Genomic DNA, 22,731 nt, shown 5'->3' on the forward strand with positions numbered 1-22,731 from the left:
CCGATCTTCGGTAACCGGTGTCACGCCTAGTGGCGGGTCTAGCGCCGTAAGGGCAAGCTTGCAAACCCGGCGCGGCCTGATAGGCCGTGCTGCAAAGCACAAAAAACTGCGGGCGGAAGTAGCCGATGTTCTCGAAGATCCTGATCGCCAACCGTGGCGAGATCGCAGTCCGGGTGATCAAGACCTGCCGCCGTCTGGGCATCAAGACGGTGGTCGTCTACTCCGACGCCGATGCGGGCAGCCTGGCCGTGGAGATGGCCGACGAGACCGTGCACATCGGCGCCTCGCCGGCCGCCCAGTCCTACCTCGTCGCCGACAAGATCATCGCCGCCTGCAAGCAGACGGGCGCGCAGGCCGTGCACCCTGGCTTTGGCTTCCTGTCCGAGAACGCCAGCTTCGCTCAGCGCTGCGCCGACGAGGGCATCGTCTTCATCGGCCCCAACCCCGGCGCCATCAGCGCCATGGGCGACAAGATCGAGAGCAAGAAGTTCGCCCAGGCCGCGGGCGTCTCCTGCGTTCCCGGCCATATCGGCGAGATCGCCGACACCGCCGAGGCCGTGAAGATCTCCGAGGAGATCGGCTATCCGGTGATGATCAAGGCCTCGGCCGGCGGCGGTGGCAAGGGCATCCGCGTGGCCTGGACCCGCCAGGACGTCGAGGAAGGCTTCCCGGCCGTGCGCGCCGAGGCCAAGGCCAGCTTTGGCGATGACCGCATCTTCATCGAGAAGTTCATCGAAAGCCCGCGCCACATCGAGATCCAGGTGCTGGGCGACAAGCACGGCAACGTCGTCCACCTGTTCGAGCGCGAATGCTCGATCCAGCGTCGGAATCAGAAGGTCATCGAGGAAGCCCCGTCGCCCCTGCTGGATGAGGCCACCCGCAACGCCATGGGCGCCCAGGCCGTCGCCCTGGCCAAGGCCGTGAACTACGATAGCGCCGGCACGGTCGAGTTCGTCGCCGGCCAGGACAAGAGCTTCTACTTCCTGGAGATGAACACCCGTCTGCAGGTCGAGCACCCGGTGACCGAGCTGATCACCGGCCTTGATCTGGTCGAGCAGATGATCCGCTCGGCCGTTGGGGAGAAGATGGCCTTTGGCCAGTCGGACCTGAAGATCAACGGCTGGGCCATCGAAAGCCGCATCTACGCCGAGGATCCATACCGCAAGTTCCTGCCCTCGATCGGCCGCCTCGTGCGCTACGACCCGCCGGCGGAAGGCGAGAAGGACGGCCCCAATGGTGGTTATGTGGTCCGTAACGACGCCGGGGTGCGCGAAGGCGACGAGATCTCGATGTTCTACGACCCGATGATCTCCAAGCTCTGCACCTGGGCGCCGACCCGCCTGGCGGCGATCGACGGCATGGGCCGGGCGCTGGAAGATTTCCACATCGAGGGCCTTGGCCAGAACATCCCGTTCCTGGCGGCCGTGATGGATCAGGCGCGTTTCCGCTCGGGCAAGATCTCGACCAACTACATCAAGGACGAGTTCGCTGAAGGCTTCAACGGAACGGAGCCCACGTCCGCCCAGCTCGACATCATGACCGCCGTCGGGGCGGCCATGCAGCGCGTCTATGCGACCCGGGCCCGCAGCTACGAGTCCGGCCTGATCGGCGAAGCCCGCGACGAGTGGGTGGTGGCGATCGGCGAGACCCGTCGGCGGGTCAAGGTCGGCGCCGAGGACGGCGCGGTGGCGGTTGAATTGCTCGACGAAGGCCGCACCCTGTTCCTGACCGACATCGACTGGCGCCCGGGCAAGCCGGTGTTCAAGGCCGTGCTGAACGGCGTGGCCTTCACCGTCCAGGCCGCCCCGGCCGCCGAGGGCTTCACCATCCGTCACCGGGCGGCCAAGACCCGCGTGCTGGTGCTGACCCCGCGCTCGGCCGAGCTGCACGACAAGCTGCCCGAAAAGCAGGCCGCCGACACCTCCAAGCTGGTGCTCTCGCCGATGCCGGGGCTGGTGGTCTCGATGGACGTCATCGCCGGCCAGCAGGTGCGCGAGGGCGAGGTGGTCTGCGTGCTGGAAGCCATGAAGATGCAGAACATCATCCGCGCCGAGCGCGACGGCGTGGTCAAGGCGGTCAACGCCAAGGGCGGCGATCCGGTGGCGGCGGATGAAATTCTGGTTGAATTCGCGTAAAAGATGTTTTCCTCTTGATTTCGCGATCAGGAGGAATGGCCATGACCTTCACCCAGACGATGCTGAGCTTCCAGGGTCGCCTTCGTCGTCGCGACCTTTGGATCTACTGGATCGGCCTGATCCTGGCGGGCGCCACGCTTTTTGTGTTGTTCGAGCGGCTGGTTGATATCGACCTTGCCGAGCATCGGTCTTGGCTTGTCCCGCTTCTCCTGACCTGGCCAACCTATGCGCTGCTCGCCAAGCGCATGCATGACCGCAATCGCTCGGCCTGGTGGGCTCTGTTGCTGCTGGTCCCCGATCTGATCGGCTCATTGGACGCGATCATCGGCCTTCCGGAGGAGGTCTCGATGCCAAGCACGATTGTCGGCGGTCTGGTGGCGATCTGGTTCTTTATCGACTCTGGCTTGCTTGATGGAACGCCGGGGGACAACCGCTTTGGCCCGTCGCCGAAGGCGCCGCGCGAGCCTTCGGCGTCGCAGACGCCGGCTGTCGCCTAGCTGCACTTCCAGCGGTGTCCCTCAACGCCTAGATTGCCGCGAGCGGTGCATCCACCGACTCGGAGCAGGCGAATGAGCGATCGTAGCGAACTGGCGGAACTGTTCCTGTCGTCGAACGGCAGGCTGGCGCGCACGCCGTTCCTGATCGCCTCGGCCGTGGTGGTCGGGGTGGCCGTCTTCTACGAGGCGATCGCCAACTACACCCTGCACTGGCTGACCGGGTGGTTCGTCTATCCGACCCTGCTGTTCACCGGGGCCTGCCTGCTGTCCAAGCGGCTGCATGATCGCGGCCGGTCGGGCTGGTGGTCGATGCTGATCCTGATCGCGGTGGTCGCTGTGTGGCCGCAGCCCGAGCACTTCCTGGATTTCCTGTTCTCGCTGGTCATCCTCTGGTCGGTGGTCGAACTGGGCGTGATGGGCGGCGAGCAGGGCGCCAATCGCTACGGGCCCAACCCCTTGAAGACGATTTCGATCTAGGGTCTATTTTCGCTCAGCGTTCACGCTAGGGGCGAAGCTCGATGATCCGGCAGTGGTTCGACGCGCGTGGAAGCATGGGGCGCGAGGCCTATCTGGCCCAGACGACGCTGGCTTGGCTGATCGGCCATCTGGGCTTTATCGTCTATTTCTGTGTCTTCGCCAGCAGCAGCGGCTTTGCCGGCCTCGGGGGCATACTCGACCATCGCGCGATGACTCTGGACGCGATTGCGCGCGACGCTGGCTGGGTTTGGGCCAGTCTGACAGCGGGTTTGTGGCTGGCGCAGGCCTGGGTGCTTGCGGCCCTGTCCTCCAAGCGCCTCCACGACATGGGGCAGGGCGGATGGCTGGCGGGCCTGGCGCTGGTTCCCAGCATTGGGGTCTTGGCCTGGCTGGCGCTCTGCGCGTGGCCTGCCAGCGGCGCTGGGCGCGTTCGCACGGCTTGAAGCCTGAAGCTGGCGTCCGCGCCCCAAATCCTCCCCCCAGTGGGGGAGGTGGCGCGTAGCGCCGGTGGGGGAAGAGGCGGGGGGGCAGGACTTCCCCCTCCGTCGGCTGCGCCGACACCTCCCCCGCTGGGGGGAGGATTATCGCCGGCCCTTCCCCATCAAGGGGAAGGGAGCCGTTAAGCGGCCATCCAGCGCCCTTAAACCGGAACCTCAGCGTCCTCGACCGCCCCGAACACCTTTGAAAAGCTCGATCGCAGGGCCGCGTCGGTCTCGTCCAGGGTCACCGGCAGGCCCAGGTCCACCAGGCTGGTGACGCCGTGCTCGGTCTGGCCGCAGGGCACGATGCCCGAGAAGTGCGAGAGATCCGGCTCCACGTTCAGGCTGATCCCGTGGAAGCTGACCCAGCGCCGCAGCTTGACGCCGATGGCGGCGATCTTGTCCTCGCGGCTCCAGCCGGCGCCCTTGCGTTCGACCCAGACGCCGACCCGGCCGTCGCGGATCTCGCCGGTGACGTTGAAGGCGGCCAGGGCGTCGATGATCCAGGCCTCCAGGGCGGCCACGAAGGCGCGGACGTCGCGGCCGCGCTGGGTCAGGTCCAGCATCACATAGGCCACCCGCTGGCCGGGGCCGTGATAGGTGAACTGGCCGCCACGGCCGCTCTCGAACACCGGAAAGCGGTCGGGCTGGATCAGGTCGCTCGCCTTGGCCGAGACGCCGGCGGTGTAGAGCGGTGGATGCTCCAGCAGCCAGATGAGCTCGCCCGCTGTCCCGTCGGCGATCGCCGCCGCGCGGGCCTCCATGGCGGCAACCGCTGCCGGGTAGGGGACGGGCTGGGTCGAAACCGCCCACCCGACGGGCGCGGCGTCATCGCGCCTCAGGCTCGGAAGCCCAGGGTTTTCAGGGTTTAACGGGAGAGAAAGCATGCGGCCTTATTCTTGCAATCCTGGACGCCGCGACCAGTCAGGTCGTGCGTGTCAGTTCAAGGGTCTTACTTCGTGAGCCAGGTCAACGCCGTCAATGTCGAGATCTCGGTCCTGTTGGGGCGCTCGATCCTGCCGATGCAGCAACTGCTGCGTATGGGTCGGGGCGCGGTGATCCCGCTGGACACCAAGACCAATGACGAGGTCTGGATCCTGGCCAACAACCATCCGATCGCACGCGGCGAAATCCAGATCAGCGACGAACGGATCGCCATTCAGGTGACCCGGGCGGCCGACGTCTACGATTACATGGCCGGCGGCGCCTGATCGCTCACGGCGCGGCGTGTGACATTCTCCAACTTCCGGCTTCCCAAAGCCGATTCAGTTTGCTACCAGCCGCCCCTCACCACGAGCGGTCGTGGCGGAATTGGTAGACGCGCAGCGTTGAGGTCGCTGTGGGGCAACCCGTGGAAGTTCGAGTCTTCTCGACCGCACCAAGGTGAACAAGAGTAGAGCGCGCTTGGCGAAATCGGTTTCCGACTCGCTGAGGGCGCTCTAATCGTTTCTGGCCCTGATTTCGCCTCAGGGTCGCTTGATCGGACCAGCCCAACGAACCCACGCGCTCTGAGAGCTCAGGAGGCCCCCATGACCCGGGATACCGCCGAACTGAACGACGACGTGCTGGACGACATCCCGCTGGCTCAGGTCCCTGTCCCGAAGTCCGAGACGCCCGAGGAGCTTGAAGACCTCGCGCTTGGCGACGACTACGCGCTCAATCCCGAATATGTCGAGATGGTGATCGACGCCGCCGACAGCGGCGACTCCAAGCGCCTGCGCGAGCTGGTCGGGGCCCTTGAGCCGGCCGACGTCGCCGACCTGATGGGCTTTCTGACCGCCGACTATCGCGAGCAGGTGATCCCGCTGCTGGACCCCGAGGCCCTGGGCGAGATCATCTCGGAGATGGACGACAACATCCGCGAGGAAGTGCTGGAGGCCACCCCGTCGGTGACCCTGGCCCGGGCCCTCGAGGAGCTGGACACCGACGACGCCGCCGACGTCATCGACGACCTGGACGACACCAAGCGCTTCCAGGTGCTGGCCGCCATGGGCGAGACCGATCGCGCCGCCATCGAGACGACCCTGTCCTACGAGGACGAGACCGCCGGTCGCCTGATGCAGCGCGAGTTCCTGGCTGCGCCGGAATTCTGGACCGTCGGCCAGACCATCGACCACGTCCGCGAGGCCGGCGATCAGCTGCCCGAGCTGTTCTTCGACGTCTATGTGGTTGATCCGACCTTCAAGCCGGTCGGCGCCATCCCGATCAGCATCCTGCTGCGCAGCCGTCGCCAGACGCCGCTGGCCGAGCTGATGGAGGCGGTCACCGAAATCCCAGTCGAGATGGACCAGGAAGAGGTCGCCTACATCTTCGACAAGTACCACCTGATCAGCGCCCCGGTGATCGAGCCGGGTGGCCGCCTGGTGGGCCAGATCACCGTCGACGACATCGTCGAGGTCATCCGCGACGAGGCGCAGGAAGACATCCTGGCCCTGGCCGGTGTGTCCGACGCCGGCCGCGACGCCTCGGTGATCGAGATCGTCAAGTCACGCCTGCCATGGCTGATGCTGAACCTGGCGACCGCCACCCTGGCCGTCAGCGGCGTGGCCATCTTCCAGGCCGAGATCGCTCAATTGGTGGCCCTGGCCATCCTGATGCCGATCGTCTCGTCCCTGGGCGGCAACGCCGGCACCCAGACCCTGGCCGTGGCCGTCCGCGCCCTGGCCAGCAAGGAGCTGACCCCGGCCAACGCCCGCCGCATCGTGGCCCGCGAACTGCTGGTGGGCCTGGTCAACGGCCTTTGCCTGGCGCTGGTGATGGGGGCTGCGACCTACATGATCTTCGGGCCGGCGGATCAACACGACAAGCTGGCGATCATCGTCGGTGCGGCCTTGATCACCAACATCTTCACCGCGGCGCTGGGCGGCATCCTGATGCCCCTGGCGCTGGAGAAGATGGGCCGCGATCCGGCGGTGTCATCGTCGATCTTCGTCACCTTCCTGACCGACTTCACCGGCTTCTTCGCGGTGCTGCTGATCGCGTCGCTGCTGCTGCACTGAGGTTTTTCGCGCCGGCGCCTCGCTTAACCGGGGAAACTGGCGCCGACCTTGCGCCGAGACAGGCGAACGCATCCGCGTCTGTCTCAAACTGGGTCAATCTAGGCGATGAAACCGCGTCATCAGGTCTCCCGGGCCGCCGTCGATCTCATCAAGAGATTCGAAGGGTACCGTCAGAAGGCCGCGCAGCTCCCCGACGGGCGCTGGACGGTCGGCTATGGCCACACCCTGACCGCCCGAGAGGGCGCGTCCGTCTCGGAAAAGGACGCCGAGGCGCTGCTGCTCTACGACCTCATCTCGGTCGCCCATTCGGTGAACGAGCACACCTACGCGCCGCTGAACCAGAACCAGTTCGACGCGCTGGTCTGCTTCGCCTTCAACATCGGCCTCGACAACTTCCTCCGCTCGGGCGTCCTGCGCCGGATCAACGAGGGCTCGCTCCTGCAAGCCGCGTGCGCGATGGAAATGTGGCGCAAGGCCGACTTCGAGGGCGAACGGATCGTCATCGACGCGCTGGTCCGTCGCCGCGCGGCGGAAAAGACGCTGTTCCTGACCCCGACCAACGGCGAATGGGTCCCGGCGCCGAGCCCGGTGCTGCGTCCCAAGGTCGACTATGACGCCAGCTGCGCGGTGCCCAAGCAGACCCCGGCGGCCGTCAACACCCGCACCGAGGGCGACCGGGTTATCGCCGAGCGCGAGGAAGGTCTGCCGCTGAGCGCGGTCGTCCCGGAAGAGGACGGTCCGACCGCCACCGAGCAATCGGCCGCTGCGGTCGCCGCCCGCCTGGAAGCGATCCTGCCTGAGGCCCCGGCTGCGCCTGCGCCGGTCGCCAAGCCGGAGATCCGCCAGGACGATCTGGGCCTGCCCGAGCCGCCGGTTCCGACTCAGCCGGCCGAGGTCGAGCCTGCGCCGACCCTGTTCCAGCCTGTGACGCAGCCCACGGCCGTTGAGGCCTCGCCGGCCGCTCCGGTCGAGTTCACGCCGTTCCGCCTGACCCCGCAAGTCAGCGAACCGGTCGAGGCGCCGGTCGAGGCTCCGGCTCCGACGCGCGCTGCGCCCAGCGAACCGACCCTGTTCGGCGCGCCGGCCGCGAGCTCTTCGGTCTTCAATCTCGACGGCTTTTCGACGAGCGAAGACGCGACCATCGGTGTGATGGACGTCCCGCTGGTCGAGCCGGAGCAGCCCCGCTTTGGCAACACCAGCCTGCTGGTCAGCCTGGGCATCCTGGGCCTGGCTTTGTTCGGCGGCGGGGTTCTCTGGATCCTCACCGTCGCGGCGGGCTCGGATGGTCAGGTCAAGCTCTTCGGCTATGGCGCCAGCATGGTCGGCGCGATCTGCTTTGTGGTCTCGGCCTATCTGCTGCTGCGCCGCCTGGCCGGCCCCGACGTGGGTGACGAAGAGTAGGTTTCTTGCCTTCCACCCAAGGCATGAGCAAGAACGCTCGCTGGTCCCAAAGGCTGGCGGGCGTTTTTTGCTATCGCGCGGCTGTTTTCTGGTGGAAATCGACCGAGATAGGATGCACACGCTCTCTCAGTGTTGAGCCAGAGCGTGACAAGCGCTGAAACCGCCCACATCTTCCGTTGGGCGATCGGGAAGGAAACCACGTCGATGACTTTCGCACCCTCGATGGACTTCGCGCTGGGCGAGACCGCCGACGCCATCCGTGAGACCACGGCCCGCTTCGCCGCCGACAAGATCGCCCCGATCGCCGCCAAGATCGACGAGACCAACGCCTTCCCGCGCGAACTCTGGGTCCCGATGGGGGATCTTGGCCTGCACGGCCTCACCGTCGAGGAAGAGTTCGGCGGCCTGGGTCTGGGCTATCTGGAACACGTGGTGGCGATGGAAGAGGTCAGCCGCGCCTCCGCCTCCGTGGGGCTCAGCTACGGCGCCCACTCCAATCTCTGCGTGAACCAGATCCGCCGTTGGGCGACGCCGGAGCAGAAGCGTCGCTACCTGCCCAAGCTGATCAGCGGCGAGCACGTTGGCTCGCTAGCGATGAGCGAGGCGGGGTCGGGTTCGGACGTCGTGTCGATGAAGCTGCGCGCCGAGCTTGTCGGCGACCGCTATATCCTGAACGGCACGAAGTTCTGGATCACCAACGCGCCGCACGCCGATACGCTGGTGGTCTACGCCAAGACCGGCGAGGGCAGTCGCGGCATCACCGCCTTCCTCGTCGAGAAGGGTATGAAGGGCTTCAGCGTCTCCAAGAAGCTGGACAAGATGGGCATGCGCGGGTCGGACACCGCTGAGCTCGTGTTCGAGGACTGCGAGATCCCGGAAGAGAACGTCATGGGCCCGGTCGGTGGCGGGGTCGGCGTCCTGATGAGCGGTCTGGACTATGAGCGCGCCGTGCTGGCGGCCGGCCCGCTGGGCATCATGCAGGCCTGTCTCGATATCGTCCTGCCCTATGTCCGCGACCGCAAGCAGTTTGGGCAGCCGATCGGCTCGTTCCAGCTGATGCAGGGCAAGATCGCCGACATGTACGTGGCCCTGAACTCGGCGCGGGCCTATGTCTACGCGGTGGCCAAGGCTTGCGACGCGGGCAAGACTACCCGGTTCGACGCCGCCGGCGCGATCCTGATGGCGTCCGAGAACGCTGTGAAGGTCTCTCTGGAGGCGATCCAGGCCCTGGGCGGCGCTGGCTATACCAAGGAGTGGCCGGTCGAGCGCCTGCTGCGCGACGCCAAGCTCTACGACATCGGCGCGGGCACCAACGAGATTCGCCGCTTCCTGATCGGACGCGAACTGATCGGCGGCTGATCCTGGACGGCGAGACATGAAAAAGGGCCGCCCCGATCGCTCGGGGCGGCCCTCCATCGTCGTAGCCGCTCTCGCAGCCAGTGACTTTAAACCCTTGGCGCTCAACGCCTTAGAGCCTGTTAAACAGGCTCTAAAATCAAAGATTTAGAGCCCTTTCAAACGCTTTAGATGGTTCCATCCAAAGCTAAAGGGCTCTAGGCGGAGACCTCGCTCTTCGGGCTCCAGGTCACGACTTGCGACTGCGGTTGGAGACAATGAGACACTGGACCACCTCCTTTCAGATGTTGAACAACACAGGAAGGATATTGGACCGGTTCTCGCGAAAGGGAAGGGCCTTCATCTGGGCCAGGCGGGACTAAACGCCGCGCGGCGCTCGGCCAGGCTCGGACGCTTGCGCAGGTCGGTGATGGGGCGATGCACGCCGTCGAGCGCGAGGCCCGCAGCGACGTAGCCGGCCTTCACGGCGGGCTCGAAGGCGCGCCAGTCGCGGATGTCGATCCCCTCCAGCTTCGGGGTGATGAGGACGTCGGTGGCCTCCCGGGCCGCGGCGAGATCGCGGCCCGTCGTCACGGTGGCCGCGCGCATCAGAAGCGCCACGATCGGCGGCCCTTTGCGCCATTCGCCCGAAAAGATCCACTTCCACAAGGACGGTGGCGTCACGATGTCGGCGCTAGTGATGCTGCGGCCCCGCGTAACATCGACGCCGACGATCGGGCCCAGCTGGAATGACCGCATCACGTCGGCGGGGAAGTTCTTCATGACCGCGCCGTCCACCAGCACCTGGCCCCTTTCCGTGGCCGGTGGCAGCACCCCCGGCAAGGCGATCGACGCCCGCAGCGCCGCCTGCAGGTCTCCTGTGCGATGCAGTTGGTAGGAGCCGGACGTCAGGTTCGACGACACACAGAAAAACGGCAGCCACAGATCGCTGATGTCGACCGAGCCGAAATGCTCGTCCAGCCGGTCGCGAACCTTCTCGCCGCGGGTCATGGCGATCATGGGAAAGGCGATGTCGTCGAGCGGACTGGTGTCGACAAAGGCCTTTCGGATGCGGGCTTCCAGTTCGCCGTCATCCCACCCCATGGCGATCCCCGCCGCCACGATCGCGCCCATGGAAGCGCCGCCGACGAAATCGATCGGAATGCCGCGTTCCCGCATCGCCTGGATCGCGCCGATATGGGCGTAGGCGCGCGCGCCGCCCCCTGAGAGCACAAGCCCGACGGATTGCCCGGTGAGCACGCGCGCCAGACGCTGCAGATCGGCGACGCCGTTCTCGCGTAGATGAAACAGCCGAGCGGCCTGGGTGGCGGTCATCCAGGCCTCTGAGCCCGCCGGATATTCCAAGGTCGCGGACTGCAGCAGGATCAGATCAACCAGCCGCTGCGCCTGCAGCGGACCCGAGGCGTAGGAAGGAATTGTCTTCGGCGGTGCGCGATCGCCCCGACCGACGCGGAACAGGTGGTCGACCTGGCGACCCACGACGTGCTTCCAGGCGGTCTCGTCGGCTTCGGCGACGTACAGCACAAAGTCGTGCTCGCGTTCGACGTTGCTGAACCACTCGGTGGGCGCCAGCAGCGACTCACCACCCTCGACGGTCACCGAGTATCCCAGGCTCTCGATACAGCGCCCGAGACGCTCCACCACGGGCCGGATCGCCGCGCCAGGCTCGACCGCGATGAAGCCAAAGACCGAGGGGTCACCGATCGCCGCGTGTGTCTGAGCCTGCCTGGCCCGTCGGATCATCAGCCGCGACAGTTCGAGCATCACCGTCGGGTCTTCCTCGGCGGCCTCGAAGAAGTCGTCGCGCGGCAATGCGAGCACCTCGCTGTCGCGCAGGGCCACCATGCTGGCCGAGTGCGGCGTGCCGCCGACCAGGGCCATCTCGCCGGCCGGTTCGCCAGGGCGGATCACGCCCAGAAACTGAGACTCTTGACCCTCCTCGCGACGGAAGGCGCCCAGGCGTCCGGTCTTGAGAAAATAGAGGTTGTCGGCCGCCTCGCCGGGCTCGAACAGCGTCGCCCCGCCGGGCAGGGAAAACCAGGCCGCCGCCCCGGTTCGCCGTGCGCGGGCGAAGAGGCGCGCCAGGGCCGAGTCGTCGGGCAGGGGCGTTTCCACGGCGCGGACGCTAACCCGAACCGGCAGGCTTGACCACAAGGGCCCGTTCAGGCGCAACTGTTGATCACGCAAGCGAAATGGTCGAGAACGGTTTTGGCTCGGAATCTTTGGGTTCGGGGTCCAAAAAACTCCGACTTCCGGGGCAGGGTGGAAAAGGCTAAGCGTCGGTCATGCCGAAGTTGAACTCCGTTATCGACGCGTCCAGCGACGCCTTCGCCAAGAACGCCGCCCACAACCGGGCGCTTGTGGAAGAGTTGCGCGCCAAGGTGGCGCAAGCCGCCCTGGGCGGGCCGGAAAGCGCCCGCGAGCGGCATACGTCGCGCGGCAAGCTGCTGCCCCGCGAGCGGGTCGAGCGTCTGCTGGATCCAGGCTCGCCGTTCCTGGAAATCGGCCAACTGGCCGCCTGTGATCTCTACAATGGCGAAGCGCCGGGCGCGGGCATGATCTGCGGCGTCGGCCGGGTCTCCGGGCGCGAGGTGATGATCGTCGCCAACGACCCCACGGTGAAGGGCGGCGCCTACTTCCCGATGACGGTGAAGAAGCACCTGCGGGCCCAGGAAATCGCCGCGCAGAACCGGCTGCCTTGCGTCTATCTGGTCGACAGCGGCGGCGCGAACCTGCCCCACCAGGCCGAGGTCTTCCCCGATCGCGACCATTTCGGCCGCATCTTCTTCAATCAGGCGCGGATGAGCGCGGCCAGCATCCCGCAGATCGCGTGCGTCATGGGCTCGTGCACCGCCGGCGGCGCCTATGTCCCGGCGATGAGCGACGAGACGGTGATCGTCCGCAATCAGGGGACCATCTTCCTGGCCGGCCCGCCGCTGGTGAAGGCCGCCACCGGCGAGGTCATCTCGGCCGAGGAACTGGGCGGCGCCGACACCCACGGCCGCCGCTCTGGCGTGGTGGACCACGTCGCCGAGAACGACGAGCATGCGCTGGAGATCGTCCGCGCGATCGTGGCGAACCTCAACACGACCAAGCCGGATCAACTGGTGCTCGCCGACGTCGAGCCCCCGGCCCATGATCCTGAAGAGCTCTATGGGATCGTCCCGACCGATGTTCGGGCGCCCTATGACGTTCGCGAGGTGATCGCGCGCATCGTCGACGGCAGCCAGTTCGATGAGTTCAAGGCGCTGTACGGCACGACCCTGGTCTGCGGCTTCGCCCGCATCTGGGGCCAGCCCGTGGCGATCCTGGCCAACAATGGTGTGCTGTTCAGCGAGAGCGCGCTGAAGGGCGCGCACTTCATAGAACTTGCCTGCAAGCGCAAGATTCCGCTGATCTTTTTACAGAACATCTCGGGCTTCATGGTCGGCGGCAAGTATGAGGCCGGCGGCATCGCCAAGGACGGCGCCAAGCTGGTGACGGCTGTGGCTTCCGCCGAGGTTCCGAAGTTTACCGTCCTGATCGGCGGCAGCTTCGGAGCCGGCAACTACGGCATGTGCGGCCGCGCCTACAGCCCGCGTTTCCTGTTCACCTGGCCCAACAGCCGCATCTCGGTGATGGGGGGAGAGCAGGCCGCCAGTGTGCTGGCCACCGTCCACCGTGACGCCGCCAAGTGGACGCCCGAGGAGGCCGAGGCCTTCAAGGCGCCGATCCGCCAGCGCTACGAGGACGAGGGAAACCCTTATCATGCGACGGCGCGCCTTTGGGACGACGGGATCATTGATCCGGCGCAAACCCGCGACGTCCTGGGTCTCGCAATCTCTGCTTCGCTGAACGCGCCGATCCCAGAGACCACCTTCGGCGTTTTCCGGATGTAGATCCCAGGAAGGACTTCCCACATGACCAACCCGATCGCCGATCCCATCGTCGAGGTGAACGACACCGACGCGATGAGCCCGCTGGTCCACATGGACAGCACGCCGGAGGGCGCGGTCACCGTGTGGATCAACCGGCCGGACAAGAAGAACGCCTTTGACGCGGCCACCATCGCGGCGCTGCGCCAGACCTTCGAGACCCTGCACGGCGCCGAGGGCGTGCGGATCGTGTTCCTGCGCGGCGTCGGCGGCGCCTTTAGCGCCGGCGCCGATCTGTCCTGGATGGGCGCGGCCGTCGAGTGGGACGAGGATGACAACCGCCAGGACGCGCTGGAACTGGCGCATATGCTCAAGGCGCTGCACGACATCCCGGCCCTGACCGTGGCCCTGGTCGAAGGGCCGGCTTTCGGCGGCGGCGCGGGTCTGGTGGCGGCGTGCGACCATGCGCTGGCGCTGGTCGACGCCAAGTTCGCCTTTTCCGAGGTGAAGCTGGGCCTGACCCCGGCGACGATCAGCCCCTACGTGATCCAAGCTCTGGGCCCGCGCACCGCCAAGCTGCTGTTCGCCACCGGCCGCGTGTTCGACGCCGATGACGCCTGGGGCTTTGGTCTGGTCGACGAGGTGTTCGAGGATGTCGCCAGCCTGGAGGCCGCCCGCGACGCCCTGATCGCCGAGATGGCGCCCTGCGCCCCGGGCGCGATCGGCGACGCCAAGGCCTTGGTCAACGACTTCGTTGGTCAAAAGCTCGACAAGGGACTGATCGAAGAGAGCGCTCGGCGCATCGCGCGCCGCCGTGTTTCGCCTGAGGGACAAGAAGGCGTGCGCGCTTTCCTCGACCGTCGTAAACCCTCCTGGTCTGAATAGACTCAACCGGTGGGGGCATGATGACGGGCGCGGATCTGGATACGGCGGCGGCGGACTCGGTTGCGAGTTTAGTTCGGCCGAAAAAGCGGCCGTTCACGCAACAGGGTGAGCCCTGCAAGAACTGCGGGACGGCCCTGGAGGGCTGGTACTGCTACAGCTGCGGCCAGAACGCCGATACGCACCATCGGTCGATCCTCCACCTGATCTGGGAGGCCATCGAGGGGATGTTCCACCTCGACGGTCGCCTGGCCAACACCTTGCCGCTGCTGTTCTTCAGGCCCGGCAAGCTGGCCAAGGACTACATGGAAGGGCGGATCGCGCGGCACGTGCCGCCGTTCCGCACTTTCCTGGTTTCGCTGCTGCTGTTCATCTTCTCGGCGGAGCACCTGATCCACAACTTCCGCCATGAGCAGGAACTCAGGGCTGAAAAGGAAGCGCATGCCCTCATGACGCCTGCCGGTCGCAAGGCCAAGGCCGACGAGATGCGCCAGGAGGCGACCGAGGCGCGCGATGAACGTCTCGCTGCGGCCATTGAGCAGCGCGACGAGGCGCTCAAGGAGCCCACCCCGGACAAGGCCGCGATCGCCGCAGAGTACGCCGAAGACGTGAAGATGGCTGAGGAGCGCTACGCCAGCAAGACGGCCGAAGCCCAAGCGTTGCAGAATAATCCAAACGCTGGCGCGGAAGCCTTGGCGCAGATCAAGAACAAGGGCTCCAAAGCCGCCGATCAGATCCGGAGCCTCAATTTCGAAGATCCCACCAAGCTGGAGAGCAGCGCGAACAAGATCGCTGAGGCCCAGGTCGCTGGCAGCAAGGTCAATATCGTCGTTCCCGATCAGGCGCGGATCAAGGAGCAGGCTGCGGCTTCCGGTCACGAGACCACGGCGAAGGAGACTTCCAAGTACTGGTTCAAGGAAGGCCTGGCCAAGGCCGTGGCCAATCCGGACTACTATCTGCTTGTCACCTTCGGCTGGGCTCACCGCCTGGCGGTTCTGCTGCTGCCGATTATCGGTCTGAGCCTGGCGCTCGTGTACGTGAACCGCCGTCAGTACTTCATCTATGACCACCTGCTGGTGGCCACCAACCTACTGTCTTTCTCATTCCTCCTGTGGGCCCTGGTCTTCATTCTGCCGCAGCCCCTGATCGGAGCGGCTTTGACGATCGTGATCCTTTGGTCCCCCGTCAATCTCTTCCAGACCCTGCGCGGTGGGTATGGCTCGACCATCATCGGCGCGCTCTTCAAGACGAGCATCGTCTGGTTCAGCAGCATCACCGCGTTCGCCACGATGCTGTCGGGACTCCTGCTCTTCACCCTTTCCCAAATGTAGGCCCCGCCCTTGCTCTCCTCCGTTCTGATCGCCAATCGCGGCGAGATCGCCCGTCGGATCATCCGTACCGCCCGCGAGCTGGGCGTGCGGACGATCGCCGTCTACTCCGAGGCGGACGCCAACGCGCCGTTCGTGATGGAGGCTGACGCCGCGATCCTGATTGGTCCGGCGCCGGCCAAGGAGAGCTATCTGGATCCGCGCAAGATCCTGGCGGCGGCCAAGCAGATGGGCGCCGAGGCGATCCATCCGGGCTATGGCTTCCTGTCCGAGAACGCCGAGTTCGCCCAGAGCGTGACCGACGCGGGGCTCGTCTGGATCGGCCCGCCGCCGTCGGCGATCCGGGCCATGGGCCTGAAGGACGCCGCCAAGGCGGTGATGATCAAGGCCGGCGTGCCCACCACGCCCGGCTATCTGGGCGAGGATCAGTCGGTCGACCGCCTGACCGCCGAGGCCGCCAAGATCGGCTATCCGGTGCTGATCAAGGCCGTGGCGGGCGGCGGCGGCAAGGGCATGCGCAAGGTCGAGAAGGCCGACGATTTCGAGGCCGCCCTGGGCTCGTGCCGTCGCGAAGCCTCGGCCGCCTTTGGCGATGATCGGGTGCTGCTGGAAAAGTACGTCACTCGGCCGCGCCACATTGAGGTGCAGGTGTTCGGCGACAGCCACGGCAATGTCGTCCACCTGTTCGAGCGCGACTGCTCGCTGCAGCGCCGCCACCAGAAGGTCATCGAGGAAGCGCCGGCCCCCGGCATGGACGAGGCGACCCGGGAGGCCGTCTGCGCGGCGGCGGTCAAGGCCGCCCAGGCCGTGAACTATGTCGGGGCCGGTACGGTCGAGTTTATCGCCGACGCCAGCGAGGGCCTGCGCGCCGACCGCATCTGGTTCATGGAGATGAACACCCGCCTGCAGGTCGAGCATCCAGTCACCGAGATGGTCACCGGCCAGGACCTCGTCGAATGGCAGCTGCGGGTGGCCTCGGGCGAGCCGCTGCCGCTGGCGCAGGACGAGATCACCCTGGACGGCTGGGCCATGGAGGCGCGCCTCTACGCCGAGAACCCGGCCACCGGCTTTTTGCCCTCGACCGGCAAGCTGAAGCACTTCCGCCTGCCCGAGGGCGACGTCCGCGTCGACAGCGCGGTGGAGGAAGGCGGCGAGGTCACGCCGTTCTACGATCCGATGATCGCCAAGCTGATCGCCCACGGGGCCGATCGCGAGGACGCCGCTCAGCGCCTGGCCGAGGCCTGCGCCCTGGTCGAGGTCTGGCCGGTCAAGACCAACGCCGCCTTCCTGGCCAAGTGCGCCAGCCATCCCGACTTCGTCGACGGCGCTGTGGATACCGGCTTTATCGAGGCGCGCCTCGACGAACTCACCGAACGCACCTTCAGCGACGAGCCGGCCATGGCCGCGATCGGCTGGCGGCTCGACAGCTTCCTCGAAGCCGAAGCCCGTCGCGACCCGTGGGAGCCCGCGCCGTCCAAGCTCTTGGGCTTCCGGATGAACGCCCCCCGGGCGTCGATGCACCTGCCGATGTCGTCCGACGGCAAGGCCACGCCGCTGCGTGTCGCTCTGATCGGCGGCGGCTCCGAGGACTGGTCCTGGGACATCCGCCATGCCGATGGCTCGACGTTCGATGAGGTCACCCGTCTGCCGACCACCTATGGCAAGGGTCCGATCCAGGTGTTCGAGGGCGGCGACGTCCAGGAGTTCGACTTTGTCGCCAAGGTCGGCGGGGCAGGCGAGGGCGGGGCCTCGGACGGCGCGATCCTGTCGCCGATGCCCGGAAAGATCGTCTCTGTCGCCGTCTCGGCGGGTCAGGCCGTCAGCAAGGGGCAAACCCTGCTGACGCTTGAGGCCATGAAGATGGAGCACGCCATGGCCGCGCCGTTCGACGGTGTTGTCGCAGAGCTGTCGGTGAGCGTCGGCGGTCAGGTCAGCGAGGGCGTGATGCTGGCGCGCCTCGAGCCGGCGGCCCAGGCTTAGCGCCCTGCGTCCATTCTGACGGGCCGGGACCAAACGGCGTCCTGGTCACCCCAGAAGGGGGCTAGGAGCGGTCCCAAGCCGTCTTGAGCAGCGCCTTCAGCGCCATATCGACCTCGGCGGGCGAGGCGACGACAAGCTTGGCCTTGAGGCGCTCGGACCAGGTCTCATTGCGGGGCTCGGCGAGGCGGGGAGAGGCCTCCGGCGTCAGGGCGAGGCCCAGCGCGACACCGCCGCCCTTCAGCGGCTTGGCGGCTGCGAACTGGCTTTTGCGCGACCAGGCGGTGTAGCCCTTGCGTTGGCCGGTCACGACGCCGGGCAGGTCGGCCATCGCCGCTTCCAGCGCCTCGAGGACGGCGGCCGAGGCCGGGTCTGTCCACAGCGCCGCGCGCAGGCCGTCCGCGTCGTCCCAGCCCATTTCGGCCGGAAAGGCGACGCCGAAGATCGTTGCGGCGCGGTTTTGGCCGATGCCATAGGTCGCTTTCAGCCAATCGTTGCGCGCCTTGGGCCGGGTTTCAGGACATTCGCACCGGACGATCTCGACCCATTGTTCGAGAGTCTTTCCCGTCTCTCGCTCCAGATTGGCGCGAACCGAGGCGAACCATTGCTTTTGCTGCTCGGTAAGGCCCTGAGGCTTGCCGTCCATGGTTTCCGCGCCCCTTCGCGTTTGCTACGACCGTCGCATCAAAGGGAGACGATCATGAGCCTCGACGGACGCTACGACACGGGCAACATCTTCGCCAAGATCATCCGCGGCGAGATCCCCAGTGTGAAGGTGTTCGAGGACGACAAGGTCCTGGCGTTCATGGACGTCTTTCCGCAGGCGCGCGGCCACGCCCTGGTGATCTCCAAGGTCAGCCAGGCGCGCAACATCCTGGAGGTCGAGCCGCAGGTTCTGGCCGACCTGACCGCCGCGACCCAGACGTTGGCTAGGGCGATTGTGACGTCGCTCAAGCCTGACGGCGTGGTCGTCACCCAGTTCAATGGCGCGCCGGCTGGCCAGACGATCTTCCACCTGCACTTCCACGTGATCCCCCGCTATGAGGGCGAGGCCCTGGGGCGTCACGGTGAGGGCGGCATGGCCGATGTCGCCGAACTGCAGGCTCTGGCGGAAAAGATCAGCGCGGCGCTTTAGTCAAAAAACAAAAGGCCCGGATTGCTCCGGGCCTTTCGCTTGAGGGCTTGTCGCCGACCTATTCGGCCATGGCCGGTTCGGTCTCGTCGGTCTTGCCGGCCTTGGGGGCGGTGGACGAGTCGATCTCGAAGTCGATCTTGCTGTCCTTGAGCACGACCTTGACGTGACCGCCGCGCACGAGGCGTCCGAACAGGATGTCGTCGGCCAGGGGCTTCTTGATGTGCTCCTGGATGACCCGGGCCAGCGGACGCGCGCCGTAGAGCTCGTCGAAGCCGTTCTTGGCCAGCCAGTCGGCGGCGTCGTCGGAAAGCTCGATCGTGATGTTGCGGTCGGCGAGCTGCGCCTCCAGCTGCATCACGAACTTCTGCACGACCTGACGGATGATGTCGGCGGTCAGCGGCTTGAAGGCCACCACGGCGTCCAGGCGGTTGCGGAACTCCGGCGTGAACAGGCGCTTGAGGGCGGCCTCTTCTTCACCTTCGACCTTCGACCGGCCAAAGCCGATCGAGTTGCGCTGGGCGTCCGAGGCCCCCGCATTGGTGGTCATGATCAGGACCACGTTGCGGAAATCGACCTTCTTGCCGTTGCTGTCGGTCAGGGTGCCGTTGTCCATCACCTGCAGCAGGATGTTGTAGACATCCCCATGCGCCTTCTCGATTTCGTCGAGCAGGACGACGGCGTGCGGGTGCTGGTCGACCGCGTCGGTCAGCTGACCGCCCTGGTCGAAGCCGACATAGCCGGGAGGGGCGCCGATCAGGCGACTCACGGTGTGGCGCTCCATATATTCCGACATGTCGAAGCGCAGCATCTCGATGCCCAGGGTCTGGGCCAGCTGCTTAGCGGCTTCGGTCTTGCCAACGCCGGTCGGACCGCTGAACAGGTACGAGCCGATCGGCTTGTTGGGTTCACGCAGGCCGGCCCGCGCCAGCTTCATGGCGGCGGCCAGCTGGCTCAGGGCCTCTTCCTGACCGAACACGGCGCGCTTCAGGTCGCTTTCCAGTTCCTTCAGCGCCTCGGTGTCCGACTTGCTGACCGACTTGGGCGGGATGCGAGCGATCTTGGCGACGACGCTTTCGATCTCCTTCACGCCGATCGTCTTCTTGCGACGGCTTTCAGGCAGCAGCATCTGCGAGGCGCCGGCTTCGTCGATCACGTCGATCGCCTTGTCCGGCAGCTTGCGGTCTGTGATGTACTTGGCCGACAGCTCGACGGCGACCTTCAGGGCGTCGGCCGTGTACTTCAGCTTGTGGAAGTCCTCGTAGTAGGTCTTCAGACCCTTGAGGATCTTGATGGTGTCTTCCACCGTCGGCTCGTTGACGTCGATCTTCTGGAAGCGACGGACCAGGGCCCGATCCTTCTCGAAGTGCTGACGGAACTCCTTATAGGTGGTCGAGCCCATGCAGCGCAGCGTGCCCGAGGCCAGAGCCGGCTTGAGCAGATTGCTGGCGTCCATGGCCCCGCCGCTGGTGGCGCCGGCGCCGATCACGGTGTGGATCTCGTCGATGAACAGCACCGCGTTCGGGTGGTTCTCCAGCTCCTTGACGACCTGCTTGAGGCGTTCCTCGAAGTCGCCGCGATAGCGGGTGCCGGCCAGCAGCGCGCCCATGTCGAGCGAGTAGATGGTGGCGCCTTCCAGGACCTCGGGGACCTGGTGGGTGACGATCTTGCGCGCCAGGCCCTCGGCGATAGCGGTCTTGCCGACGCCCGGATCGCCCACCAGCAGCGGGTTGTTCTTGGTGCGGCGGCACAGGATCTGGATCGCGCGCTCGACCTCGTTGGCGCGGCCGATCAGCGGATCGACCTTACCCTGGCGGGCCTTTTCGTTGAGGTCGACGCAGTAGGCCTCCAGCGCTTCGCCGCCGGTCTTGGCGTTCGACTTTTCGCCGTCCTCCTCGGTCGCGTTCGATCCGGCGCTGGCGCCCTTGACGCTCTTGGGTTCCGACGCCCCGGCCTTCTTGGCGATGCCGTGAGCAATGAAGTTGACCGCGTCATACCGCGTCATGTCCTGCTCCTGCAGGAAGTAGGCGGCATGGCTTTCGCGTTCGGAGAAGATGGCGACCAGCACATTGGCGCCGGTCACTTCCTCGCGGCCGGACGACTGGACGTGGATCACCGCGCGCTGGATCACGCGCTGGAAGCCGGCGGTCGGCTTGGCGTCCTCGTCATCGTCCACCACCAGGGAGGAGAGTTCGACGTCGAGATAGTTGGAAAGGCTCTTCTTCAGCGCGGTGAGATCGACGTCGCACGCACGCATGACTCCGGCGGCGTCCTCGTCGTCGGTCAGGGAAAGCAGAAGGTGCTCCAGCGTCGCGTACTCGTGCTTACGCTGGTTGGCGTAGGCGACGGCGCGATGCAGGGACTCTTCCAGGGGGCGCGAAAAAGAGGGCAACGGCGGAGGCTCCTCAGTCCTTTTCCATGGTGCACTGCAGGGGGTGCTGATGGCGTCGCGCCGAGTCGATGACTTGGGCGACCTTGGTTTCTGCGACTTCGTAAGTGTAGACGCCACAAACGCCCACACCGTTTTGGTGGACATGCAGCATGATACGCGTCGCATCTTCGCGCGACTTGTTGAAGAACCGTTCGAGCACGTAGACGACGAACTCCATCGGCGTGTAGTCGTCGTTGAGAATTAGAACGCGATAGAGCGAAGGCTTCTGTGTCTTCGGCTTCACTTCCGTGACGACCGACGACCCGACGCCGTTACCTTGCCCGCCTTGCTTCCGCTCGGCCATCGACTTGTTCTCTCCCGGCGAGCAAATCACCCGCCTGCCTGGATTAGATATGGAAACGCGGCGGCTTTGGAAGAGCCGAAGCGCCGCTGCGCCGCTTTAGCACAGAGGCGCCTCGGTTTTCGGCTTCACGTTTGAGAGAGTGAAGGCCGCGCGCGAACGGTTCCACGGGGGGAAGCGTCGAGATGGTGCTCGATGTCGCCTCGCGCAAGAGCGGACGTCACCGCCCCTTGAGGGCGCGGCCGGTGACCACGGCGGCGGCGCCGAACTTGCCGCGTAGCGCGTCGATGGCGGTCTCGCTTTTCAAGGCGCGGCGCTCTTCGTCCGCGAACATGTCAGCGCCGGCCGTGTCGGCGTCGACGAACTCGGTCAGGCCCGCGCCGATCAGGCGATAGGCCAGGCCGCGGGGCTCGGCGGCCAAGAGCTCGCGGGCGACCTGGAACAGGGTGCGGGCCGTCTGGGTCGGCACAGCCAGCGTGCGGCGGCGGGTATGAATCTTGAAGTCGGGGGTGCGCAGTTTCAGCGTCGCGACGCGGCCCGCGACGCCTTCCTTACGCGCCTGCTTGGCGACCTTTTCGCAGAGGGGCCAAAGCTCGTCCTCCAAGTCCTCGCGCTTGTGCAGGTCGTCGTTGAAGGTGGTCTCGGCGCTGATCGTCTTGCGGGCCTGGTCAGGGTCGACGATGCGGCTGTCCTGGCCGTGGGCCAGACGGTGCAGCCGCATCCCGCCCGAGCCCAGGCGATTGGCCAACAGCTTCAGATCGGCGGCGGCGATGTCGCCCACCGTGCGCAGCCCAAGCTCGGCCAGCGAGGCGACGGTGGCCGGACCCACGCCCGGCAGGATGTTGACCGGCTTGTTGGCGAGGAAGGCCTGCGCTTCGGCCGCGCCGATCGCCGAGAAGCCGCGCGGCTTGTCCAGCTCCGAAGCGATCTTGGCCAGGAACTTGTTGGGCGCCAGGCCCACCGAGACGGTCAGGCCGATGTCGCGCTCGATCTCAGCCTGAAGCCTGGCCAGCATCTGGGCGGGCGTCGCGCCGTGCAGGCGCTGCGTACCCGTCAGGTCGATCCAGGCCTCGTCCAGCGACAGCGGCTGGATCAGCGGCGTCAGCTTGTCGAGCTTCTCGTGGATGCGCCGGCTCTCTTCCTTGTACTTGGCGAAGTTCGGCTTGATCACCACGGCGTCGGGGCACAGCTTCAGCGCCTTGAACATCGGCATGGCCGATTTGGCGCCGCTCATGCGGGCGATGTAGCAGGCTGTGGTGACCACCCCGCGCTTGCCGCCGCCGATAATCACCGGCAGGTCGCGCAGCGACGGATCATCGCGCTTCTCCACCGAGGCGTAGAAGGCGTCGCAGTCCATGTGAGCGATGGACAAGGTCCCCAGTTCCTCATGGAACACCGTGCGCGGCGAGGCGCAGGACGGGCAGCGCGGGGCCTTGGCCTCGCCCGTCCATCCGCAATCGCGGCACAGGGACTTCATGGGGG

At 66.2% G+C, this 22,731-nt stretch carries 20 protein-coding genes, 1 tRNA gene and 1 pseudogene; 14 read left to right on the forward strand and 8 right to left on the reverse strand.

Going from position 1 to position 22,731, the window contains the following annotated elements:
• Nucleotides 1-125: 125 nt before the first annotated feature.
• The 4 genes from CA606_RS06755 (at nt 126) to CA606_RS06770 (ending at nt 3,552) form a co-directional block, all read left to right on the forward strand.
• The gene (locus CA606_RS06755; RefSeq protein ID WP_096051821.1) at nt 126-2,135 is read left to right on the forward strand and encodes an acetyl-CoA carboxylase biotin carboxylase subunit; all 2,010 of its coding nucleotides are present in this window, start codon (nt 126-128) and stop codon (nt 2,133-2,135) included.
• A 41-nt stretch (nt 2,136-2,176) separates the two neighbouring features.
• Nucleotides 2,177-2,632 (forward strand): DUF805 domain-containing protein, encoded by a 456-nt coding sequence (locus CA606_RS06760; protein WP_233282186.1) that lies wholly within the window; start codon nt 2,177-2,179, stop codon nt 2,630-2,632.
• A gap of 72 nt (nt 2,633-2,704) precedes the next feature.
• Complete coding sequence (locus tag CA606_RS06765) at nt 2,705-3,109, forward strand: DUF805 domain-containing protein (RefSeq protein ID WP_096051819.1); 405 nt, start codon at nt 2,705-2,707, stop codon at nt 3,107-3,109.
• 41 nt (nt 3,110-3,150) lie between these two features.
• On the forward strand, nt 3,151-3,552 hold the full coding sequence (locus tag CA606_RS06770) for a DUF805 domain-containing protein (protein ID WP_096051818.1): 402 nt from the start codon (nt 3,151-3,153) through the stop codon (nt 3,550-3,552).
• Nucleotides 3,553-3,749: 197 nt separating this feature from the next.
• Here CA606_RS06770 and lipB read toward each other — a convergent pair whose 3' ends face one another.
• A complete protein-coding gene (lipB, locus tag CA606_RS06775) occupies nt 3,750-4,475 on the reverse strand; it encodes a lipoyl(octanoyl) transferase LipB (protein ID WP_096051817.1) in 726 nt (241 codons plus the stop codon).
• A gap of 12 nt (nt 4,476-4,487) precedes the next feature.
• Here lipB and CA606_RS06780 point away from each other — a divergent pair, with 12 nt between their 5' ends.
• From CA606_RS06780 to CA606_RS06800, 5 genes are all read left to right on the forward strand, one after another.
• Nucleotides 4,488-4,799, forward strand: coding sequence for a FliM/FliN family flagellar motor switch protein (locus CA606_RS06780; RefSeq protein WP_096051816.1), 312 nt, complete (start codon nt 4,488-4,490; stop codon nt 4,797-4,799).
• Between the two features lie 85 nt (nt 4,800-4,884).
• Nucleotides 4,885-4,969: transfer RNA gene (locus CA606_RS06785), tRNA-Leu, on the forward strand.
• Nucleotides 4,970-5,117: 148 nt separating this feature from the next.
• A complete protein-coding gene (gene mgtE / locus CA606_RS06790) occupies nt 5,118-6,587 on the forward strand; it encodes a magnesium transporter (RefSeq protein WP_096051815.1) in 1,470 nt (489 codons plus the stop codon).
• Nucleotides 6,588-6,692: 105 nt separating this feature from the next.
• Nucleotides 6,693-7,988, forward strand: a complete 1,296-nt coding sequence (spmX, locus tag CA606_RS06795; RefSeq protein WP_096051814.1) for a lysozyme-family localization factor SpmX — start codon at nt 6,693-6,695, stop codon at nt 7,986-7,988.
• A 204-nt stretch (nt 7,989-8,192) separates the two neighbouring features.
• Nucleotides 8,193-9,347: an isovaleryl-CoA dehydrogenase gene (locus CA606_RS06800; protein ID WP_181242821.1), complete on the forward strand. Its 1,155-nt coding sequence runs from the start codon at nt 8,193-8,195 to the stop codon at nt 9,345-9,347.
• Nucleotides 9,348-9,541: 194 nt separating this feature from the next.
• Here the strand turns inward: CA606_RS06800 and CA606_RS06805 are convergent, their stop codons facing one another.
• Entirely contained in the window at nt 9,542-9,628 is an 87-nt protein-coding gene (locus CA606_RS06805; RefSeq protein ID WP_181242890.1) for a hypothetical protein, read from the reverse strand.
• A 55-nt stretch (nt 9,629-9,683) separates the two neighbouring features.
• Nucleotides 9,684-11,459 (reverse strand): patatin-like phospholipase family protein, encoded by a 1,776-nt coding sequence (locus CA606_RS06810; protein ID WP_181242822.1) that lies wholly within the window; start codon nt 11,457-11,459, stop codon nt 9,684-9,686.
• A 170-nt stretch (nt 11,460-11,629) separates the two neighbouring features.
• On the opposite strand from CA606_RS06810, the gene CA606_RS06815 reads away from it, so the two are divergent.
• The 4 genes from CA606_RS06815 to CA606_RS06830 are packed head-to-tail and all read left to right on the forward strand — an operon-like array spanning nt 11,630 to nt 17,388.
• Nucleotides 11,630-13,222, forward strand: coding sequence for a carboxyl transferase domain-containing protein (locus CA606_RS06815; protein ID WP_096051812.1), 1,593 nt, complete (start codon nt 11,630-11,632; stop codon nt 13,220-13,222).
• Nucleotides 13,223-13,243: 21 nt separating this feature from the next.
• Nucleotides 13,244-14,083, forward strand: a complete 840-nt coding sequence (locus CA606_RS06820; RefSeq protein ID WP_096051811.1) for an enoyl-CoA hydratase-related protein — start codon at nt 13,244-13,246, stop codon at nt 14,081-14,083.
• Between the two features lie 17 nt (nt 14,084-14,100).
• Entirely contained in the window at nt 14,101-15,411 is a 1,311-nt protein-coding gene (locus CA606_RS06825; protein WP_233282187.1) for a DUF3667 domain-containing protein, read from the forward strand.
• Between the two features lie 9 nt (nt 15,412-15,420).
• A complete protein-coding gene (locus tag CA606_RS06830; RefSeq protein ID WP_096051810.1) occupies nt 15,421-17,388 on the forward strand; it encodes an acetyl/propionyl/methylcrotonyl-CoA carboxylase subunit alpha in 1,968 nt (655 codons plus the stop codon).
• Nucleotides 17,389-17,449: 61 nt separating this feature from the next.
• Here the strand turns inward: CA606_RS06830 and CA606_RS06835 are convergent, their stop codons facing one another.
• Nucleotides 17,450-18,031 carry a DUF4287 domain-containing protein gene (locus CA606_RS06835; protein WP_096051809.1) on the reverse strand — a complete coding sequence of 194 codons (582 nt, stop codon included), beginning with the start codon at nt 18,029-18,031 and terminating at the stop codon, nt 17,450-17,452.
• 54 nt (nt 18,032-18,085) lie between these two features.
• Here CA606_RS06835 and CA606_RS06840 point away from each other — a divergent pair, with 54 nt between their 5' ends.
• A complete protein-coding gene (locus CA606_RS06840; RefSeq protein ID WP_096051808.1) occupies nt 18,086-18,520 on the forward strand; it encodes an HIT family protein in 435 nt (144 codons plus the stop codon).
• A gap of 58 nt (nt 18,521-18,578) precedes the next feature.
• Here the strand turns inward: CA606_RS06840 and clpA are convergent, their stop codons facing one another.
• The 4 genes and pseudogenes from clpA to CA606_RS06860 all read right to left on the reverse strand — a co-directional run bounded on the left by clpA (nt 18,579) and on the right by CA606_RS06860 (nt 22,726).
• Nucleotides 18,579-20,909 (reverse strand): ATP-dependent Clp protease ATP-binding subunit ClpA, encoded by a 2,331-nt coding sequence (gene clpA, locus CA606_RS06845; RefSeq protein ID WP_096051807.1) that lies wholly within the window; start codon nt 20,907-20,909, stop codon nt 18,579-18,581.
• A gap of 13 nt (nt 20,910-20,922) precedes the next feature.
• Nucleotides 20,923-21,252, reverse strand: a complete 330-nt coding sequence (gene clpS, locus CA606_RS06850; protein WP_012640501.1) for an ATP-dependent Clp protease adapter ClpS — start codon at nt 21,250-21,252, stop codon at nt 20,923-20,925.
• A gap of 26 nt (nt 21,253-21,278) precedes the next feature.
• Nucleotides 21,279-21,473, reverse strand: a pseudogene (locus tag CA606_RS06855) (hypothetical protein).
• Nucleotides 21,470-22,726 (reverse strand): DNA polymerase IV, encoded by a 1,257-nt coding sequence (locus CA606_RS06860; protein ID WP_096051806.1) that lies wholly within the window; start codon nt 22,724-22,726, stop codon nt 21,470-21,472. Before CA606_RS06860 ends, CA606_RS06855 begins: the two are co-directional and overlap by 4 nt.
• Nucleotides 22,727-22,731 lie beyond the last annotated feature (5 nt).

It is taken from the genome of Caulobacter vibrioides (assembly GCF_002310375.3).
GTDB classification, from domain to species: Bacteria; Pseudomonadota; Alphaproteobacteria; order Caulobacterales; family Caulobacteraceae; genus Caulobacter; species Caulobacter vibrioides_D.

Excerpts from the sequence above, each read along its gene's own strand:
- CA606_RS06820 (WP_096051811.1), top strand. The coding sequence starts at position 13,244 with ATGACCAACCCGATCGCCGATCCCATCGTCGAGGTGAACGACACCGAC.
- CA606_RS06800 (WP_181242821.1), top strand. The coding sequence starts at position 8,193 with ATGACTTTCGCACCCTCGATGGACTTCGCGCTGGGCGAGACCGCCGAC.
- mgtE (WP_096051815.1), top strand. The coding sequence starts at position 5,118 with ATGACCCGGGATACCGCCGAACTGAACGACGACGTGCTGGACGACATC.
- CA606_RS06840 (WP_096051808.1), top strand. The coding sequence starts at position 18,086 with ATGAGCCTCGACGGACGCTACGACACGGGCAACATCTTCGCCAAGATC.
- CA606_RS06765 (WP_096051819.1), top strand. The coding sequence starts at position 2,705 with ATGAGCGATCGTAGCGAACTGGCGGAACTGTTCCTGTCGTCGAACGGC.
- CA606_RS06770 (WP_096051818.1), top strand. The coding sequence starts at position 3,151 with ATGATCCGGCAGTGGTTCGACGCGCGTGGAAGCATGGGGCGCGAGGCC.
- CA606_RS06755 (WP_096051821.1), top strand. The coding sequence starts at position 126 with ATGTTCTCGAAGATCCTGATCGCCAACCGTGGCGAGATCGCAGTCCGG.
- CA606_RS06815 (WP_096051812.1), top strand. The coding sequence starts at position 11,630 with ATGCCGAAGTTGAACTCCGTTATCGACGCGTCCAGCGACGCCTTCGCC.
- spmX (WP_096051814.1), top strand. The coding sequence starts at position 6,693 with ATGAAACCGCGTCATCAGGTCTCCCGGGCCGCCGTCGATCTCATCAAG.
- clpS (WP_012640501.1), bottom strand. The coding sequence starts at position 21,252 with ATGGCCGAGCGGAAGCAAGGCGGGCAAGGTAACGGCGTCGGGTCGTCG.
- CA606_RS06835 (WP_096051809.1), bottom strand. The coding sequence starts at position 18,031 with ATGGACGGCAAGCCTCAGGGCCTTACCGAGCAGCAAAAGCAATGGTTC.
- CA606_RS06860 (WP_096051806.1), bottom strand. The coding sequence starts at position 22,726 with ATGAAGTCCCTGTGCCGCGATTGCGGATGGACGGGCGAGGCCAAGGCC.
- CA606_RS06760 (WP_233282186.1), top strand. The coding sequence starts at position 2,177 with ATGACCTTCACCCAGACGATGCTGAGCTTCCAGGGTCGCCTTCGTCGT.
- CA606_RS06825 (WP_233282187.1), top strand. The coding sequence starts at position 14,101 with ATGATGACGGGCGCGGATCTGGATACGGCGGCGGCGGACTCGGTTGCG.
- lipB (WP_096051817.1), bottom strand. The coding sequence starts at position 4,475 with ATGCTTTCTCTCCCGTTAAACCCTGAAAACCCTGGGCTTCCGAGCCTG.